The sequence below is a fragment of the Escherichia sp. WS1118 genome, from assembly GCF_046487695.1.
GTDB lineage: Bacteria > Pseudomonadota > Gammaproteobacteria > Enterobacterales > Enterobacteriaceae > Escherichia > Escherichia coli.
In genome coordinates, this window is the sequence record NZ_JBJQIZ010000005.1 from 181,699 (window position 1) to 199,740 (window position 18,042).

The 18,042-nt window shown below is 48.8% G+C and carries 20 protein-coding genes, 1 pseudogene and 1 other annotated feature; of the genes and pseudogenes, 6 read left to right on the forward strand and 15 right to left on the reverse strand.

Annotated features, from left to right (window positions below; translation table 11 throughout):
* Positions 1–43 precede the first annotated feature (43 nt).
* The 13 genes from ydiV to thrS form a co-directional block, all read right to left on the reverse strand.
* Positions 44–757: an anti-FlhDC factor gene (ydiV, locus tag ACJHYO_RS11140; RefSeq protein WP_001296111.1), complete on the reverse strand. Its 714-nt coding sequence runs from the start codon at positions 755–757 to the stop codon at positions 44–46.
* Between the two features lie 246 nt (positions 758–1,003).
* On the reverse strand, positions 1,004–1,468 hold the full coding sequence (locus ACJHYO_RS11145) for a C40 family peptidase (RefSeq protein WP_001209785.1): 465 nt from the start codon (positions 1,466–1,468) through the stop codon (positions 1,004–1,006).
* Positions 1,469–1,545: 77 nt separating this feature from the next.
* Positions 1,546–2,295 (reverse strand): vitamin B12 ABC transporter ATP-binding protein BtuD, encoded by a 750-nt coding sequence (gene btuD / locus ACJHYO_RS11150; RefSeq protein WP_000029464.1) that lies wholly within the window; start codon positions 2,293–2,295, stop codon positions 1,546–1,548.
* Positions 2,295–2,846: a bifunctional thioredoxin/glutathione peroxidase gene (gene btuE, locus ACJHYO_RS11155; protein WP_001154169.1), complete on the reverse strand. Its 552-nt coding sequence runs from the start codon at positions 2,844–2,846 to the stop codon at positions 2,295–2,297. The genes btuD and btuE overlap by 1 nt, the downstream gene beginning before the upstream one ends.
* A 61-nt stretch (positions 2,847–2,907) precedes the next feature.
* On the reverse strand, positions 2,908–3,888 hold the full coding sequence (btuC, locus tag ACJHYO_RS11160) for a vitamin B12 ABC transporter permease BtuC (RefSeq protein ID WP_000956528.1): 981 nt from the start codon (positions 3,886–3,888) through the stop codon (positions 2,908–2,910).
* 100 nt (positions 3,889–3,988) lie between these two features.
* The gene (gene ihfA / locus ACJHYO_RS11165; RefSeq protein ID WP_001229265.1) at positions 3,989–4,288 is read right to left on the reverse strand and encodes an integration host factor subunit alpha; all 300 of its coding nucleotides are present in this window, start codon (positions 4,286–4,288) and stop codon (positions 3,989–3,991) included.
* Between the two features lie 4 nt (positions 4,289–4,292).
* On the reverse strand, positions 4,293–6,680 hold the full coding sequence (gene pheT / locus ACJHYO_RS11170) for a phenylalanine--tRNA ligase subunit beta (RefSeq protein ID WP_000672318.1): 2,388 nt from the start codon (positions 6,678–6,680) through the stop codon (positions 4,293–4,295).
* A 14-nt stretch (positions 6,681–6,694) separates the two neighbouring features.
* Complete coding sequence (gene pheS / locus ACJHYO_RS11175) at positions 6,695–7,678, reverse strand: phenylalanine--tRNA ligase subunit alpha (protein ID WP_000018588.1); 984 nt, start codon at positions 7,676–7,678, stop codon at positions 6,695–6,697.
* 209 nt (positions 7,679–7,887) lie between these two features.
* Positions 7,888–8,012, reverse strand: a sequence feature (Phe leader region).
* On the reverse strand, positions 7,962–8,006 hold the full coding sequence (gene pheM, locus ACJHYO_RS11180; RefSeq protein ID WP_001386830.1) for a pheST operon leader peptide PheM: 45 nt from the start codon (positions 8,004–8,006) through the stop codon (positions 7,962–7,964). (Overlaps the previous feature by 45 nt.)
* Before the next feature lie 116 nt (positions 8,013–8,128).
* Complete coding sequence (gene rplT, locus ACJHYO_RS11185) at positions 8,129–8,485, reverse strand: 50S ribosomal protein L20 (RefSeq protein ID WP_000124850.1); 357 nt, start codon at positions 8,483–8,485, stop codon at positions 8,129–8,131.
* 52 nt (positions 8,486–8,537) lie between these two features.
* A complete protein-coding gene (gene rpmI / locus ACJHYO_RS11190) occupies positions 8,538–8,735 on the reverse strand; it encodes a 50S ribosomal protein L35 (protein ID WP_001124225.1) in 198 nt (65 codons plus the stop codon).
* Between the two features lie 96 nt (positions 8,736–8,831).
* A complete protein-coding gene (gene infC, locus ACJHYO_RS11195; protein WP_001700733.1) occupies positions 8,832–9,374 on the reverse strand; it encodes a translation initiation factor IF-3 in 543 nt (180 codons plus the stop codon).
* A 3-nt stretch (positions 9,375–9,377) separates the two neighbouring features.
* Entirely contained in the window at positions 9,378–11,306 is a 1,929-nt protein-coding gene (thrS, locus tag ACJHYO_RS11200) for a threonine--tRNA ligase (RefSeq protein ID WP_032286780.1), read from the reverse strand.
* A 522-nt stretch (positions 11,307–11,828) separates the two neighbouring features.
* On the opposite strand from thrS, the pseudogene ACJHYO_RS11205 reads away from it, so the two are divergent.
* Positions 11,829–12,858 (forward strand): annotated as a pseudogene (locus ACJHYO_RS11205) (ShET2/EspL2 family type III secretion system effector toxin).
* A gap of 170 nt (positions 12,859–13,028) precedes the next feature.
* On the forward strand, positions 13,029–13,136 hold the full coding sequence (yniD, locus tag ACJHYO_RS11210) for a small membrane protein YniD (RefSeq protein ID WP_001142445.1): 108 nt from the start codon (positions 13,029–13,031) through the stop codon (positions 13,134–13,136).
* A gap of 52 nt (positions 13,137–13,188) precedes the next feature.
* Here yniD and ACJHYO_RS11215 read toward each other — a convergent pair whose 3' ends face one another.
* Positions 13,189–13,947 (reverse strand): YdiY family protein, encoded by a 759-nt coding sequence (locus ACJHYO_RS11215; protein WP_000771396.1) that lies wholly within the window; start codon positions 13,945–13,947, stop codon positions 13,189–13,191.
* Positions 13,948–14,233: 286 nt separating this feature from the next.
* Between ACJHYO_RS11215 and pfkB the strand changes: the two genes are divergently transcribed.
* From pfkB to ACJHYO_RS11230, 3 genes are all read left to right on the forward strand, one after another.
* Complete coding sequence (gene pfkB / locus ACJHYO_RS11220; protein WP_000251757.1) at positions 14,234–15,163, forward strand: 6-phosphofructokinase II; 930 nt, start codon at positions 14,234–14,236, stop codon at positions 15,161–15,163.
* A 100-nt stretch (positions 15,164–15,263) separates the two neighbouring features.
* Positions 15,264–15,554 (forward strand): type V toxin-antitoxin system endoribonuclease antitoxin GhoS, encoded by a 291-nt coding sequence (ghoS, locus tag ACJHYO_RS11225; protein ID WP_000146147.1) that lies wholly within the window; start codon positions 15,264–15,266, stop codon positions 15,552–15,554.
* A gap of 105 nt (positions 15,555–15,659) precedes the next feature.
* Positions 15,660–16,520, forward strand: a complete 861-nt coding sequence (locus ACJHYO_RS11230; protein WP_000267650.1) for a fructosamine kinase family protein — start codon at positions 15,660–15,662, stop codon at positions 16,518–16,520.
* A 40-nt stretch (positions 16,521–16,560) separates the two neighbouring features.
* Here the strand turns inward: ACJHYO_RS11230 and ACJHYO_RS11235 are convergent, their stop codons facing one another.
* Positions 16,561–17,097, reverse strand: a complete 537-nt coding sequence (locus ACJHYO_RS11235) for a YniB family protein (protein WP_021541005.1) — start codon at positions 17,095–17,097, stop codon at positions 16,561–16,563.
* 146 nt (positions 17,098–17,243) lie between these two features.
* Between ACJHYO_RS11235 and hxpB the strand changes: the two genes are divergently transcribed.
* A complete protein-coding gene (hxpB, locus tag ACJHYO_RS11240) occupies positions 17,244–17,912 on the forward strand; it encodes a hexitol phosphatase HxpB (protein ID WP_000106821.1) in 669 nt (222 codons plus the stop codon).
* Positions 17,913–18,042: the final 130 nt, after the last annotated feature.

Here is an 18,042-nt window from a genome sequence, read left to right on the forward strand (position 1 = left end):
TGTAGACGGTTACTCTCGTCTTAAACACCAGCAAACAGGAGGGTTATCGCTGAACCAACGTCGTTATCTGATTTATAGGAACCGCAGGCCACAGGCATCCCTGGAGAGCATGGAAATCAAAGGGGATAATCTGTGCCAATATTTCTGGCGTATCAATGCCCCCCGCGATGATGCAATTGCAACAAGGGGAAATTTGCGCCTGGATCGCACGAATAAACGGTTCGAAGGAGCGATGCGTGATTTGTTGCTGAATAAAACTTTTATCCAGCATGACGCGGGTGAAAAGACCATCAAACACCGCTTTCATTGTGCTATTACCTGCTCCCAAATTACCTAACACAAGGGGATACATTTGCGATAAGGATAAAAGATCGCGATTATCTTTTCCTTCATTGAAATGCGGGTAATTCTCATTAATCAACAGTTCAATAAAGGGATATTTTAATAGTTCGCCTGCGAAATTATCCCTGTCTAATAATAATGTAGCCACTTGTGGCGTTAAATTAAGCCAGGCAAAGAGTTTATGTTGAATAAAAAAGTGTTGGCATGATTTTAGTAATTCCAACTGTTCAGAAAATAATTGCCAATGTTGCTCCTCGGTAAGTTGCGCTATAACCCGACTCGTCGGGATACGAACCGTACCATCTTCACTGGAGAAATGGGTAATTAACTCAACGCCGACAAGGTCTTGCTGGTTATCTCTTATCGGCAGGAAATAGCAATCAGAATGATAAAGATTCTCCAAAAAAATCTTCATGGTAACCGTCCCTCTCGAAGGATGTTTTTCAGTATCCGGCTAAAAGGGATGAGGCCATAAGACATAACAATTACAGAAGGAGTAACTTTCATTTGTTCCATGTTAACCACTTTTTCAGGGGTCCTTTTTTTAGATTATCCTGATTATAAACGAATAATCCATTTACGGAATTTTTGTCTGCAAAATACTACTGTATTCAGGAGTAAATGGACGGCGATGTATCATCGCCGTCCATTTTTCGACATACTAGATTCGTCTCGCCTGCCAGAAATTTTTCTGCCAATAGACATTATCAAGTGAGGAACGCATCACTCCCTTGCTGGTAGAGGCGTGGATAAATTGGTTGTTGGTATCGTAAATACCTACATGCAAACCATTTTGTCCGGAACCCGTTTTGAAAAAGACCAGGTCACCTGGCAGCAACTCGTCTTTATCAATTTGCGTGCCAATAGAGGCTTGTTGTTTGGTTTCACGGGGCAGCTGCAAATCGAAACGATCGCGCATCGTCACAACCACAAATCCCGAACAGTCCACACCGCGCCGCGTCATGCCACCATAACGATACGGCGTGCCATGCCAGCTTTGTAGCTGGTCGTTCAAACCGGCAATAACGGTAATCGAATCAGAAAGTCTGGCATTTGGCGGCGGTGCTTTATGGTGGCTACACCCGGCCAGAAACAGTGCTGTGATCAAAATAAGGCAGAAACGCATTCCGTACGGTTCCTCTGTTTTTTATTCTTGCATTAATTTAGCGTCGTAATTACCCGATTTTCAAGATACTAATGAAATCAGATGGTCGAAATCAGCATTCTGTGACCTTCGATATCCAGACGGCGAAAATTCATCCCATAGGCCTGCGCCAGATTTGCCGGCGTGAGCACCTCTTCTCTGCGTCCACTGGCCAGCATTTTTCCACCTTTTAGCAACCACGCCCGATGCGCATGACGCAATGTGTGGTTGAGATCGTGACTGCTCATCACAATCGCCAGTCCTTGCTGACACAGCGCGCTCAGAATTTTGTCTAAGGCACTTTGTTGCGCAACATCAAGACTGTTCATCGGCTCATCAAGAAGCAGCAATTGGCCTGCGGGATTGGCTTGTGGTGTGATTTGCAGCACCACCGCAGCAAGACGTACGCGTTGCCATTCACCGCCGGAAAGTTGATTGGTGCTACGTCCGAGTTTGTCATCAAGAGCCAGCGCCCCCGCGACATCATTCAGTAGTTCGGTACGCGTTTTATCGTGCTGATGCAGTGTCAGGTAGTGCCAGACCGGCATTGCAAACGGCGGCGTCTGCTGTTGTGAAAGATAGGCGCGATGCAGCGCGAGCTTTGTTGCAGACCATGCTTCCAGTGGTTGCCCCGCGAACTGAATGCTGCCCTTACCGCTGGTCATTCCGGCCATTCGCGCCAGTAAGGTACTCTTACCCGCGCCATTCGGCCCCACCAGGTGCAGGATCTCCCCAGCCCGAACCTCGCCAGAAAGCGGCCCCAGGCGGGTGGATTCCGCAACATCCTGTAACTGCATCACAATAGACATTATTTTGCCAACGCCAGTTTAATGCTTTCCATCACAATGGGATCTTCCGGCGTCATATCCGGGGAAAAACGCTGGATGACCTTTCCGTCCCTGCCAACTAAAAATTTCTCAAAATTCCATAAAATATCATCAGGGTACAGCGGTGCACGACCTTTGCTGACCATACGGGCATAGAATCCGCTCTCTTCCGGCGCGACTGCAGTCGGCGCTGCGGCAATCAATTTTTGATACAGCGGATGGCGTCCTTCGCCATTAACTTCAATCTTACTGAACATCGGGAACGTCACCCCCCATGTGGTGGTGCAGTAAGTTTTAATCTCTTCATCGCTACCCGGTTCTTGCTCCAGAAACTGGTTACACGGGAATCCCAGCACCACAAAACCACGATCAGCCCAGGCTTTCTGAATATTCTCAAACTGCTCATATTGCGGCGTTAAGCCACACTTTGAGGCGACATTGACAATCAACAGCACATTACCGGCGTACTTCTCCAGCGTGGTCACTTCACCGTCGATATCTTTCACTACGGTCGTCAGAATGGAATCTTGCATCGTTTCTCCTGGGTGTGGTCAGTAAAAATCTTAGCTTTTAATCATAGACCGTCTTTTGCGGCTAACGTCCTGCTTTTAACAATAACCAGATAAACACCGGCGCACCCAACGTTGCGGTGACCACGCCAATTGGCAGCTCTGCGGCAGCTAATGCCAGGCGCGCTACAATATCGGCCAGCAGCAATGCGCTCGCCCCTGCCAGCGCGCAGCCGGGAAGTAATACGCGATGATCGGTTAAACCACACAGCCGGAGAATATGTGGGATCACCAGACCAATAAAGCCGATAGCACCCGCCAGCGCCACACTGACGCCAACCATCCAGCCGGTCGCTGCCACCAGCACATTGCGCCAGAACCACAGGGGTAAACCCAGTTGCCGCGCCGAGATCTCGCCAAGTGCTAACATATTCATCGGCCTGGACTGACAACAGATCCACAACAACACGGGGATCAATGCCAGCATCAGCCAGCTTTGCCGCCAGTCTACGCCGCCAAAACCGCCCATCATCCAGTACATCAGCTGACGTAAATCAACAGAGGTGGAAAAGTAGATAGCCCACGTCATTAGTGCGCTACAGATAATCCCTAATGCAACGCCAGCCAGCAATAACCGACTGGTCGAAAGATGACGACGAGCGAAACGTAAGAGTATTAAAGTGATGATAAGTGCGCCTGCAATCGCACACAGCCCTAGCGCCCAGTTGGGGAGTTGCCCTTGCCCAAGCAATACCGCGGCGATAAGCCCCACGCCTGCGCCGTTAGAGACGCCAAGTAGTCCAGGTTCTGCCAGAGGATTTTCGAACAACGCCTGCATTACAGCGCCGGATATAGCCAGCGCCGCACCAACCAGCAATACAGCCAGCGTACGTGGCAGGCGAATTTGCCAGACGAACAGTTCGCCACGAGGAGTAAACCAGTCACCTGGCGAGATCCATTGTTCACCGGCGCAAAGGCTTAAGAGAAGCGCCAGCAGCATCAAAACTGACAGGCATAATAACCAGCGAATATTTTGTCGCTGTTGTTGGCGGGCAAGTGTCAGCATGGTATCCGTTCTGCTGAAGTGTCATGGCGTTGATTTTACGGTGACTCTTCGACAGTGAAAAGAAAAAAGGCCGCAGAGCGGCCTTTTTAGTTAGATCAGATTACTCGTCTTTGGGCGAAGCGTTTTCGACCCGGCTTTTTAACTTCTGCCCGGGTCTGAAGGTCACCACGCGCCGTGCTGTAATGGGAATATCCTCGCCCGTTTTCGGGTTACGTCCCGGGCGTTGATTCTTATCACGCAGATCGAAGTTACCAAAACCAGAGAGTTTCACCTGTTCGCCGTTTTCCAGAGCGCGACGGATCTCTTCGAAAAACAGTTCAACCAGTTCTTTGGCATCCCGCTTGCTAAGCCCAAGCTTATCAAACAGATATTCTGACATTTCAGCTTTTGTAAGCGCCATAGGTTCAATCCCTCAATGATGCCTGGAATCGCTCTTTTAATGCCTCTACACATTTGGCGACGGTAGCGGCAATCTCCTCTTCTTCGAGTGTACGGCTGGTATCTTGCAGGATCAGGCTTATGGCGAGGCTCTTATACCCCTCCGCAACACCCTTACCGCGGTACACGTCAAATAAGTTTACGCCAACTACCTGATTTACGCCAACTTTCTTACATTCGGATAAAATATCCGCTGCGGGAACGTTTTCTGCGACCACCACCGCGATGTCACGACGGTTCGCCGGGAAGCGAGAAATCTCGCGCGCCTGAGGCACCACGCGGTCTGCGAGCTTGTTCCACTCCAGTTCGAACACCAGAGTGCGACCGTTAAGATCCAGTTTACGTTCCAGTTCAGGATGAACAACCCCAACAAAACCAATACGTTCACCTTTCAGATAAATCGCTGCGGATTGCCCCGGATGCAGTGCCGGATTCGCTTCTGCACGGAACTCAACCTCATTCAGTTTACCGGTCAGGTCGAGAACGGATTCAAGATCGCCTTTCAAATCATAGAAATCAACGGTCTCTTTTGCCAGGTTCCAGTGCTCTTCGTAACGGTTACCGCAAATCACACCGGCTAACATCAGATCCTGACGAATACCCAACGGTGCCTGAGTATCTGGCACGAAACGCAGACCGCTTTCGAAAATGCGTACACGATTCTGCTGACGGTTCTGGTTGTACACCACGGTTGCCAGCAGGCCGGTCCACAGGGAAAGACGCATTGCTGACATTTCAACAGAGATCGGGCTTGGCAGCAGTAAGGCTTCAACGCCAGGATGGATCATCTGCTGCACTTTCGGATCAACGAAGCTATAGGTGATCACTTCCTGATAGCCTTTGTCGTTGAGCAGCGTTTTTACGCGCTTGAGCGACAGGTCAGCTTCACGGTGAGTCCCCATAATCAGGCTTGCCTGTACCGGCTCATCCGGGATGTTGTTGTAGCCGTAAATACGCGCGACTTCTTCGACCAGATCTTCTTCAATCTCCATGTCGAAACGCCAACTCGGCGCAACTGCCTGCCACTCGTCTTTGCCTTCGGTCACTTCGCAGCCGAGACGACGCAGAATGTCTGTTACCTGCTCATCAGCAATATGATGGCCGATCAGGCGATCCAGTTTGCTACGACGTAAAGTGATGGTTGCACGCTTCGGCAGCGTTGCTTCGTTAGTGATATCAATTACCGGACCCGCTTCACCACCGCAGATGTCGATCAGCAGACGGGTCGCACGTTCCATCGCTTTGTGCTGCAGTGCCGGATCAACGCCACGCTCATAACGGTGAGACGCATCAGTATGCAGGCCATGACGACGAGCACGACCGGTGATAGACAGCGGGCTGAAGAAAGCGCATTCCAGCAGAACGTTTTGCGTTTCGTCATTCACGCCAGAGTGTTCGCCACCAAAGATGCCGCCCATCGCCAGCGCCTTGTTGTGGTCGGCGATGACCAGGGTGTCAGCATCCAGCTTCGCTTCAGTGCCGTCGAGCAACACCAGCGTTTCGCCCTCTTTCGCCATCCGCACCACAATGCCGCCTTCAATGCGATCTTTATCGAAAGCGTGCATTGGCTGGCCCAGTTCGAGCAGCACATAGTTGGTGACGTCAACAACTGCATCGATAGAACGGATCCCGCAACGACGCAGTTTTTCTTTCATCCACAGCGGAGTTGGCGCTTTAACGTTAATGCCTTTTACCACACGGCCAAGATAGCGCGGGCAGGCATCCGGCGCTTCTACTGCAATCGGCAGCGTGTCGTCGATGGTCGCACCAACCGGAACGATTTCCGGTTCAACCAGCGGCAGCTGGTTCAGCACGGCAACGTCGCGCGCAACACCAATGATACCTAAGCAGTCGGCACGGTTTGGCGTCACGCTAATTTCGATGGTGTTGTCATCGAGTTTCAGGTATTCGCGGATGTCGGTGCCAATCGGCGCATCCGCAGGCAGCTCGATAATGCCGTTATGATCGTCAGAAATTCCCAGCTCAGAGAAGGAGCACAGCATCCCTTCAGACGGTTCGCCACGCAGTTTCGCGGCTTTAATTTTGAAATCACCCGGCAGAACAGCACCAATGGTCGCTACCGCCACACGCAGGCCCTGACGGCAGTTTGGCGCACCGCAGACGATGTCCAGCAGGCGATCGCCGCCGACATTCACTTTTGTCACACGCAGTTTGTCAGCGTTCGGATGCTGCGCACACTCAACCACTTCACCAACGACCACGCCGTGGAAGCTACCGGCAACCGGTTCTACACCATCAACTTCCAGGCCCGCCATCGTGATTTGATTTGCCAGCGCGTCGCTATCAATCGCCGGGTTCACCCATTCGCGTAACCACAGTTCACTGAATTTCATAATCTATTCCTGCCTTATTTAAACTGTTTGAGGAAACGCAGATCGTTTTCGAAGAATGAACGCAGGTCGGTGACGCCGTAACGCAACATGGTCAGACGCTCCATCCCCATCCCGAAGGCGAAACCAGAGTAAACTTCCGGGTCGATGCCAACGTTACGCAGCACGTTCGGATGCACCATCCCGCAGCCCAGTACTTCCAGCCATTTACCATTTTTCCCCATGACGTCCACTTCTGCAGAAGGTTCGGTAAACGGGAAGTAGGAAGGACGGAAGCGGATCTGCAAATCTTCCTCAAAGAAGTTACGCAGGAAGTCGTGCAGCGTGCCTTTCAGGTTGGTAAAGCTGATGTTGGTATCAACAATCAGACCTTCCATCTGATGGAACATCGGCGTGTGAGTCTGGTCGTAGTCGTTACGATAAACGCGGCCAGGCGCGATGATACGAATCGGTGGCTGCTGGGCTTTCATGGTGCGGATCTGTACGCCAGAGGTCTGGGTACGCAGCAGGCGGGTAGCGTCAAACCAGAAAGTGTCGTGGTCAGCGCGCGCCGGGTGGTGACCAGGAATGTTCAGAGCATCGAAGTTATGATAATCGTCTTCGATTTCCGGCCCGGTTGCCACGGTAAAGCCAAGCTCACCGAAGAAACTTTCGATACGGTCGATGGTACGGGTCACCGGATGCAGCCCGCCGTTTTCAATGCGACGACCCGGCAGGGAGACATCAATCGTTTCCGCCGCCAGACGCGCATTCAGTGCAGCGCTTTCCAGTTCCGCTTTACGCGCATTCAGCGCCTGCTGAACCTGCTCTTTCGCTTCGTTGATAACCGCACCAGCTGCCGGACGCTCTTCTGGCGGCAGCTCACGCAGGGTCGTCATCTGAAGGGTTAAGTGCCCTTTTTTACCCAAATATTCGACGCGCACATTATCTAACGCGGCAACATCTGACGCCTGGCTAATGGCCGCCTTCGCACTGGCAACCAGTTCTGCGAGATGTGACATGTTTTTCCTCATTGTGTCAGTGGTGACACTGGTTCGTTGGACTTAGAGCCCATCCCATCAGGCTATTTTACTTGCCATTTTGGTCCCGGGCAGTGCTCGAAATCCTCACGTACTTAAGTACGCTCCGGTTTCTCCGCGCTGGCCGTGTCCAGACTGGCTGCGACAATTACGCATGATGAGACAGACTTTTTATTTTTCAAAACGCGCATACAAAAAAAGCCTCCACTGGGAGGCTTTCAGGCGCTGTTTTCCGTTTCTCTTCTCACGCGCTAGCCTCCTGGAGTCAGGTGCTAAAGTAAAAAAAGAAGCGGAAAATAGCAGCATTCATTGCTTGCGTTACCTTTTGGTACTCTTCAAAAGACCTTTATTGAAAAGGCTACGGCGATAAAAGTCAATGTTTTGATGGCGTTGAAACGAAAAGAGGGAGACTAGCTCCCTCTTTCAACTGGCTTATGCCAGAGCTGCTTTCGCTTTTTCAACCAGAGCGGTGAACGCTACTTTGTCGAATACTGCGATATCAGCCAGGATCTTACGGTCGATTTCAACAGAGGCTTTTTTCAGGCCATTGATGAATTTGCTGTAAGAAATACCGTTCTGACGTGCTGCTGCGTTGATACGCGCAATCCACAGTTGACGGAACTGACGCTTACGTTGACGACGGTCGCGGTAAGCATACTGACCAGCTTTGATAACAGCCTGGAAGGCAACGCGGTATACGCGAGAACGCGCACCGTAGTAGCCTTTAGCTTGTTTCAAAATTTTCTTGTGACGTGCGCGTGCAATAACACCACGTTTTACGCGAGCCATATGTGCTCTCCTGTATCTATATTCTAATTAAAAAGTTAAAAACGTTAACGGCTTATGCGTACGGCAGGCACGCGATTACCAGGCCCAGATCGCCTTTGGAAACCATGGCTTTCGGACGCAGGTGACGTTTACGTTTGGTCGCTTTTTTGGTCAGAATGTGACGCAGGTTAGCGTGCTTGTGCTTAAAACCACCTTTACCGGTTTTTTTGAAGCGCTTAGCAGCACCGCGTACGGTCTTAATTTTTGGCATTTTAATAACTTCCACTTCGCATTGTTAATAAACGAAACAAAGGCGAACAATGCCTGTGAAGCCCAAAGGCTCCACAGACAGTGCTACTTGAAGGCCTTACTGTTTCTTCTTAGGAGCGAGCACCATGATCATCTGGCGGCCTTCGATCTTCGTTGGGAAGGATTCGACCACTGCCAGTTCTTGCAAATCGTCTTTCACGCGATTAAGCACTTCCATACCGATTTGCTGGTGCGCCATCTCACGACCGCGGAAACGCAGCGTGATTTTGGCTTTATCACCCTCTTCGAGAAAGCGAATCAGGCTGCGGAGTTTTACCTGATAGTCGCCTTCATCTGTACCAGGACGGAATTTAATTTCCTTAACCTGGATAACTTTTTGCTTTTTCTTCTGTTCCTTAGAAGACTTGCTCTTTTCATAGAGGAATTTGCCGTAATCCATTATACGACAAACCGGCGGCTCGGCGTTAGGGCTGATCTCGACTAAGTCTACTCCGGCTTCTTCTGCTTTCTCCAGAGCTTCTCTCAGACTCACAATACCAAGCTGCTCGCCTTCCAGACCTGTTAAGCGAACTTCCTGGGCGCGAATTTCGCCATTGATACGGTTAGGGCGCGCCGTTTGAACTCGTTTTCCGCCTTTAATACCTTATTCCTCCAATTGTTTAAGACTGCGGCTGCGAATCTCTTGTTGCAGCTTCTCGATCACTTCATTTACGTCCATGCTTCCCAGGTCTTTACCACGGCGGGTGCGAACGGCAACTTTGCCTGATTCCACCTCTTTATCACCACAGACCAGCATATATGGGACGCGACGCAAAGTGTGCTCGCGGATTTTAAAGCCAATCTTCTCATTTCTCAAGTCTGCTTTAACACGAATGCCCGCATTTGATAGTTTTTGCGTCAGTTCGTTAACGTATTCAGACTGAGAATCGGTAATATTCATGATAACAACCTGAACTGGCGCAAGCCAGGTCGGGAAGAAACCAGCAAATTCTTCGGTCAGGATACCGATGAAACGTTCCATCGACCCCAGAATTGCGCGGTGAATCATTACCGGTACTTTACGTTCATTGTCTTCGCCTACATAAGAAGCGCTCAGACGAGAAGGCAAAGAGAAGTCCAGCTGTACTGTACCGCACTGCCATGCACGATCGAGGCAGTCATACAGGGTAAATTCAATTTTCGGACCGTAGAAAGCGCCTTCACCCAGTTGATATTCAAACGGGATGTTGTTTTCTTCCAGCGCAACCGCCAGGTCCGCCTCAGCACGATCCCACATTTCGTCGCTGCCAATACGTTTTTCAGGACGAGTGGAGAGTTTGACGACGATCTTCTCGAAGCCAAAAGTGCTGTACATATCATAGACTAAACGGATACATCCGTTAACTTCATCGCGAATTTGTTCTTCAGTACAGAAGATATGCGCGTCATCCTGGGTAAAACCACGCACGCGCATCAGGCCATGCAGCGAACCTGACGGCTCGTTACGGTGGCAGCTACCAAACTCGGCCATACGCAGCGGCAGATCGCGATAAGACTTCAGCCCCTGGTTGAAAATTTGTACGTGCCCCGGACAGTTCATCGGCTTAATGCAGTATTCACGGTTCTCAGAAGAGGTGGTGAACATTGCATCTTTGTAGTTGTCCCAGTGACCGGTTTTTTCCCACAGGACACGGTCCATCATGAACGGACCTTTAACTTCCTGATACTGGTACTCTTTCAGTTTAGAACGAACAAACACTTCCAGTTCACGGAAGATGGTCCAGCCGTCGTTGTGCCAGAATACCATACCCGGCGCTTCTTCCTGCATATGGTACAGGTCGAGCTGTTTACCGATTTTACGGTGGTCGCGTTTCGCGGCTTCTTCCAGGCGTTGCAGGTAAGCGTTAAGCGCTTTTTTGTCTGCCCACGCCGTACCGTAAATACGTTGCAACATTTTGTTATTGCTGTCGCCACGCCAGTAAGCCCCTGCCGTTTTCATTAGTTTGAAATGATGGCAGAAACGCATGTTCGGTACGTGCGGACCGCGGCACATATCGACATATTCTTCATGGAAGTACAGACCTGGCTTGTCATCATGGGCGATGTTTTCGTCAAGAATGGAGACTTTGTAGCTCTCCCCACGGTTGGCGAAAGTTTCACGCGCTTCATGCCAGCTGACTTTCTTCTTAATGACGTCGTAGTTTTTCTCAGCAAGCTCATGCATCCGCTTCTCGAGTGCTTCGACATCTTCCTGGGTTAACGTGCGGTCAAGATCAACGTCGTAATAAAAACCGTTGTCAATAACCGGGCCGATTGCCATTTTGGTATGCGGCCAAAGTTGTTTAATCGCGTGCCCTAACAGGTGCGCACAGGAGTGACGAATGATCTCCAGACCTTCTTCGTCTTTGGCAGTAATGATCGACAGTTGTGCGTCGTTTTCAATCAGATCGCAAGCATCAACCAGTTCGCCATTAACGCGCCCTGCGATACAGGCTTTCGCCAGACCTAGACCAATGTCCAGCGCAACATCCATGGGGCTTACAGCGTGGTCGTAATGGCGTTGGCTGCCATCAGGAAGAGTTATAACAGGCATTTTATATCCTTATTTGCAGTGGTGACCCACACGAAAGATCACATACAAAGAAAAATTTGTTTATTAACAGTTCATTGCGCAACCATCTAGCCAACAAATGCTAAATTGGTCCGCAATCAGGTACACAAATGAAAGACATTAACCTCTCACCTTCCACCCGGTTGAACGATGTTAACACTAAAAAAAGGGAGATTGTACCTTTCCGTTTCACATTGATTCGATTCGCAATTCGTTTGTAGTGAGTACACCAGCAAAACGCTTAAAGAACCACTGATAACATCACAGAGTGTCTGAAAGGTTTACTACGAGCGGATTTACAGCAGCATAAACTGAATCCAGCAAAGTTCGTTGCGTGATTTGGCGGTAGTATTTAAACGATCATGAGATTAATGACGAAGTAGTCATATCGCAATGATAAAAGTGACACAATTCTTATAGCAATTTTTCGTGCGCATTTCGTTCTGGCGATAATAATCAATCATCATCCTCAAAATCTCCAGACATATATAAGGCGAATAGATTATGAGTAAAAACGATATCATTATCAGAACTCATTATGAGTCTCCTCTTAGAATGCACATCGATAGCGACATACTAACGCCTTCATCAGAGCCTATTAATCAATTTGCGCGCCAGCTCATCACCCTACTTGATACCTCTTATTTAAGTTCGATGCTGTCATACTGTGTTACTCAAGAATTTACCGCAAGCTGTCGAAAAATTTCACAAAATTGTTATTCCACTGCCCTTTTTATCATTAACTTTGCCACTTCACCCATCCATGCAGAAAATACACTCATTACATTACACTATAAAAAAGAAATCATTTCCTTATTCCTGGAAACCACGCCGATTAAAGCTAACCATTTGCGAAGCATACTGGATTATATTGAACAGGAACAGTTAACTGCCGAAAAACGTAACCATTGCATGAAACTGTCCAAAAAAATTCATAGAGAAAAAACCATACAGCCAACAGTAAATCTCAACGATAGTGCATTTTTTTGCAATCTCCTTCTGACACTATTTTTTGTCGCCATCTGTCATTAAAATACGCCCTTGATTCATTGAGAAATGGAAAAGGCAAAGTCAACCTGATTAAACATTACTCCTCTGTTGAATCCATACAGCAGCATGTCTCCTTAGTCCGGGACGCGGAATTCAGAGCATTACTTCGCCATCCTCTTGCAAGGAGTCGCGTTATCGCGAGTCAGGATTTTGGCTTTGCTTTAGATATTTTCTTCTGTCGAATGATGGCAAACAATGTCAGTCATATGTCCGCGATTTTATATATAGACAATCATACTTTGTCAGTAAGTAAAGATGTCGTGTTATCTTATATATCAACGTTGGGTACTTTTGAAAAAAATATTCTTTTAGCCAACGTCAGTTATTTACACTGTTGGCCGCTAAAAATCATGACAACATGTCAGCTGTTCATATAGCCATTCATCATAATCATCATAAAACTGTAGAAACATATTATGCTGCTATAAATGTAATCAGCCAAAGCCTGAGTTTTAGTGCTGATGAACTAAAGACGTATTTATAACCCGCTATTTATGATATTTGTATATCGATACATAATTTTTTTCATAAAATGCAGAAACAGTGACCAGGTGTACAACGCCACCCGACGACTGTAATAACAAAAAATCCCTTGATGCCTGTCCCTTTTGTTACACTCCGTTATCACGCACAAGAGATATGCAGGACACTGGTATGCCGACTAAACGCTTTGATAAAAAACACTGGAAGATGGTGGTGGTGCTACTGGCAATCTGTGGCGCTATGTTGTTGCTACGTTGGGCAGCAATGATTTGGGGCTGAGCAGTGACAAACGAAAACAGCCAGACCGCATAACACGGTCCGGCAGATAATTTTACATGCTGTAACCCAACGATAAGGTTGTCCGACGATCGGTATGTTCCGGTGCAGACTCTGGAGGTTCAGAGTTCCATGTAACGTTGTAAGCCACCTTCAGTCCAAAATGTTCATTAATAGCAACATTTAATGCGCTTTCGGAGTTCAGCGTTGTGTCTTCCGCGCCAAAGACCGAAACACCCTGCGTAAATTTAGCGTTGTCAGTCAACTGCCATGCATAAGCCCCGGAGGCATAGCCCAGCGGCTGGGTTTCACTGGCATTGTCGGTATATTTGTCGTAACGCACACCAGGGCCGAATTCAAAGCGGAAACTGTGTACCGGGCCATTCAAAAACTGGCGACCATAACCCGCGGTCAACACATCGCGCTCTCGATAGCCGTTATAACGGTCTGTCAGCCAGCTTGCCTGACCAAATAAATAGTCATAATCAGTTAAATTAAAACGGCTACGCCCGCCCGCCGCATATTTTTCTGAAGAACGCTCATCATTAGAAGAAGTATTACTGGCGTTCCCCCACAGCGACCAGGCAGTGGTTTGTCCATACCAGGTCATAGTGGTGTCAGCCGTAAGTGAGGAGCTTTTCGTATTGCCTGATTGTGCAAGATATCCTGCGTTCAGATTACCTTCGAAAGGTTTTTTAGCGCTGGCAGGATCGTCCATGACAGTAAAAACGGAATCATCGGCAGCTGCATTCAGTGACGCAAACATGCCCCCCGCCAACATAACGATGGCAGGAACTGTCTTCAAAAGCTTCATTTATCAAGAGTCCGTACAACAAAAAAAGAGACCATCGCGGTCCCGGAAACTTTCTTAAGGATCAAAGATTAGCGTCCCTGGAAAGGTAACGAATTATAAAAAGGCGCGAATAACTTAGCAATGTATTCTTATTTCATTTTTTGAATAAGCATGTGGCGAAAACAGATTTTTATTTATATATATTTATCTGCAAAATTTTAAATAAAGCTCCAATAAATCATATTGTTAATTTCTTCACTTTCCGCTGATTCGGTGCCAGACTGAAATCAGCCTATAGGAGGAAATGATGGTACGTATCTATACGTTGACACTTGCGCCCTCTCTTGATAGCGCAACAATTACCCCGCAAATTTATCCCGAAGGAAAACTGCGCTGTACCGCACCGGTGTTCGAACCCGGTGGCGGCGGCATCAATGTCGCCCGCGCCATTGCCCATCTTGGAGGCACTGCCACAGCGATCTTCCCGGCGGGTGGCGCGACCGGCGAACATCTGGTTTCACTGTTGGCGGATGAAAATGTCCCCGTCGCTACTGTAGAGGCCAAAGACTGGACCCGGCAGAATTTACACGTACATGTGGAAGCAAGCGGTGAGCAGTATCGTTTTGTTATGCCAGGCGCGGCATTAAATGAAGATGAGTTTCGCCAGCTTGAAGAGCAAGTTCTGGAAATTGAATCCGGGGCCATCCTGGTCATAAGCGGAAGCCTGCCGCCAGGTGTGAAGCTGGAAAAATTAACCCAACTGATTTCCGCTGCGCAAAAACAAGGGATCCGCTGCATCATCGACAGTTCTGGCGAAGCGTTAAGTGCAGCACTGGCGATTGGTAACATCGAGTTGGTTAAGCCTAACCAAAAAGAACTCAGTGCGCTGGTGAATCGCGAACTCACCCAGCCAGACGATGTCCGCAAAGCCGCGCAGGAAATTGTTAATAGCGGCAAGGCCAAACGGGTTGTCGTTTCCCTGGGTCCACAAGGGGCGTTGGGCGTTGATAGTGAAAACTGCATTCAGGTGGTGCCACCACCGGTGAAAAGCCAGAGCACCGTTGGCGCTGGTGACAGCATGGTCGGCGCGATGACACTGAAACTGGCAGAAAATGCCTCTCTTGAAGAGATGGTCCGTTTTGGCGTAGCTGCGGGGAGTGCAGCCACACTCAATCAGGGAACACGCCTGTGCTCCCATGACGATACACAAAAAATTTACGCTTACCTTTCCCGCTAACTGAAACATTCCCCCTGCATTGGGGGAATCACCACCAACCTGTCGGCAACGCGTTTCTCCGACTATGCTCAAAAGTCATGTGATAACAAAGGGGTGAACTATGGCCAGTGGCGATCTTGTCCGTTATGTCATAACCGTCATGTTGCATGAGGATACATTGACTGAAATTAATGAGTTGAATAATTACCTGACTCGCGACGGTTTTTTGCTCACCATGACGGATGATGATGGCAATATCCATGAGCTGGGGACTAACACTTTTGGACTTATCAGTACCCAAAGTGAAGAAGAAATTAGAGAACTGGTTTCGGGGCTTACCCAAAGTGCAACCGGTAAAGATCCTGAAATAGCCATCACGACCTGGGAGGAATGGAATAGCAACAGAAAATAAATGGTTTTTGGGCAATAATCAGTCTGTGGTGTGCGTTAGCTCGTGTTTTTACACCGCATTCTTGCGCTAACCTTATGATCTGGCAGACAACATGGGAGAGACATCATGTGGCAGGCAATCAGTCGTCTTTTGAGCGAGCAGTTAGGTGAAGGCGAAATCGAACTGCGTAATGAACTGCCTGGCGGAGAAGTCCATGCCGCATGGCATTTGCGCTATGCAGGACATGACTTTTTCGTCAAATGTGATGAAAGGGAACTGCTTCCCGGTTTTACCGCCGAAGCCGACCAACTGGAGTTACTGTCGCGTAGTAAAACCGTCACCGTGCCTAAGGTTTGGGCAGTTGGCGCTGACCGTGACTACAGTTTTCTGGTGATGGATTATCTCCCACCTCGCCCGCTGGATGCGCATAGCGCATTTATTCTTGGTCAGCAAATTGCGCGTTTACATCAATGGAGCGACCAACCGCAATTTGGCCTCGATTTCGATAACGCGCTCTCCACAACTCCCCAGCCCAACACCTGGCAACGTCGCTGGTCAACTTTTTTTGCTGAACAACGGATTGGCTGGCAGCTGGAACTGGCGGCAGAAAAAGGGATCGCTTTCGGCAATATCGATGCCATCGTCGAGCATATTCAGCAGCGTCTGGCCTCGCATCAACCGCAGCCTTCTCTGTTGCACGGCGATTTATGGTCCGGCAACTGTGCGCTGGGTCCGGATGGCCCGTACATTTTCGACCCGGCCTGCTACTGGGGTGACCGAGAGTGCGACCTGGCGATGTTACCGCTGCATACTGAACAGCCGCCACAAATCTATGACGGCTATCAGTCAGTATCCCCGCTACCTGCCGATTTCCTTGAACGTCAACCGGTTTACCAACTCTACACGCTGTTAAATCGTGCAAGGTTATTTGGCGGTCAGCATTTGGTTATTGCTCAGCAGTCACTGGATAGATTATTAGCAGCATGATACGGGTTGAGGATAATGGCCGCTCCGTGCGGCCTTTTAATTAAATAAACCCCAGCAGAGAAAAGAACACATAACCTGCAGCAATACAAATAACCGGCAGGATATACAGCGAGAAAAACTGCAGGAAAATAGTATGGTGCGGCACAACAATACGTGACTCAATTTGTTCACGCGTTAGCCCCTCTTCCCCTTTGGCTTTTTCCAGAATGAGTTGATCTTCAACACCTTCCCGCAAGAAGCGCGCCTGGCGACTCATCCGGGCACCGGAATCCTGCAACGCCAGTCCGACAAAAATCAGGATGAAAATCACCCAGAACATAACGTTCACGCCACCATTAAAATTGGGCGTCGGAGAGTTGTACCAGAACACATTCAAAAAAGGCGTATTCGCCTGCATCATATCGATCATGACATGAGTAAAGTCGAGCATGACCGCATTAATGCCTTCCTGGTTTTCCTGCCGGGTATTCATAAATTTCAGCAAAGAAATCAATGTAGAGATCAATGCAGGTATAAAAATCACCCAACCCAAAATCCTTTTCAAAACAGCAATGCGTCCAGCTTGTTGATACGTCATGAGTTCTCCTTGATTAAGACGCGTCATTTCACTTAGTTTACCTGTAGATATCTGTTTTCGCCCATTCTTTAAAGGCGATATGATAGGCGCTTAATCATAAGCACGGCTTAATACCTTACATATAATGCTCTAAAGGAGAGGTTGTAATGTCAACCCCGCGTCAGATTCTTGCTGCAATTTTTGATATGGATGGATTACTTATCGACTCAGAACCTTTATGGGATCGAGCCGAACTGGATGTGATGGCAAGCCTGGGGGTGGATATCTCCCGTCGTAACGAGCTGCCGGACACCTTAGGTTTACGCATCGATATGGTGGTCGATCTTTGGTACGCCCGGCAACCATGGAATGGGCCAAGCCGTCAGGAAGTAGTAGAACAAGTTATTGCCCGTGCCATTTCACTGGTTGAAGAGACACGTCCATTATTGCCAGGTGTGCGTGAAGCCGTTGCGTTATGCAAAGAACAAGGTTTATTGGTGGGGCTGGCCTCCGCGTCACCGCTGCATATGCTGGAAAAAGTATTGACCATGTTTGATTTACGCGACAGTTTCGATGCCCTCGCCTCGGCTGAAAAATTGCCTTACAGCAAGCCGCATCCGCAAGTATATCTCGACTGCGCAGCAAAACTGGGGGTTGACCCTCTGACCTGCGTGGCACTGGAAGATTCGGTAAATGGCATGATCGCCTCTAAAGCAGCCCGCATGCGTTCCATCGTCGTTCCTGCGCCAGAAGCGCAAAATGATCCACGTTTTGTATTAGCAAACGTCAAACTCTCATCGCTGACAGAACTCACCGCAAAAGACCTTCTCGGTTAATGACCAGGGGGCAGTGATCACACTGCCCCTGGTTCTTTATCTGAATTTGCATTCAACTGACGGATTAATCGCCAATTTAAGAGAAAGAGTTACACCGTCACCACTTCCGTGCACTGTATAAAAACCCTAT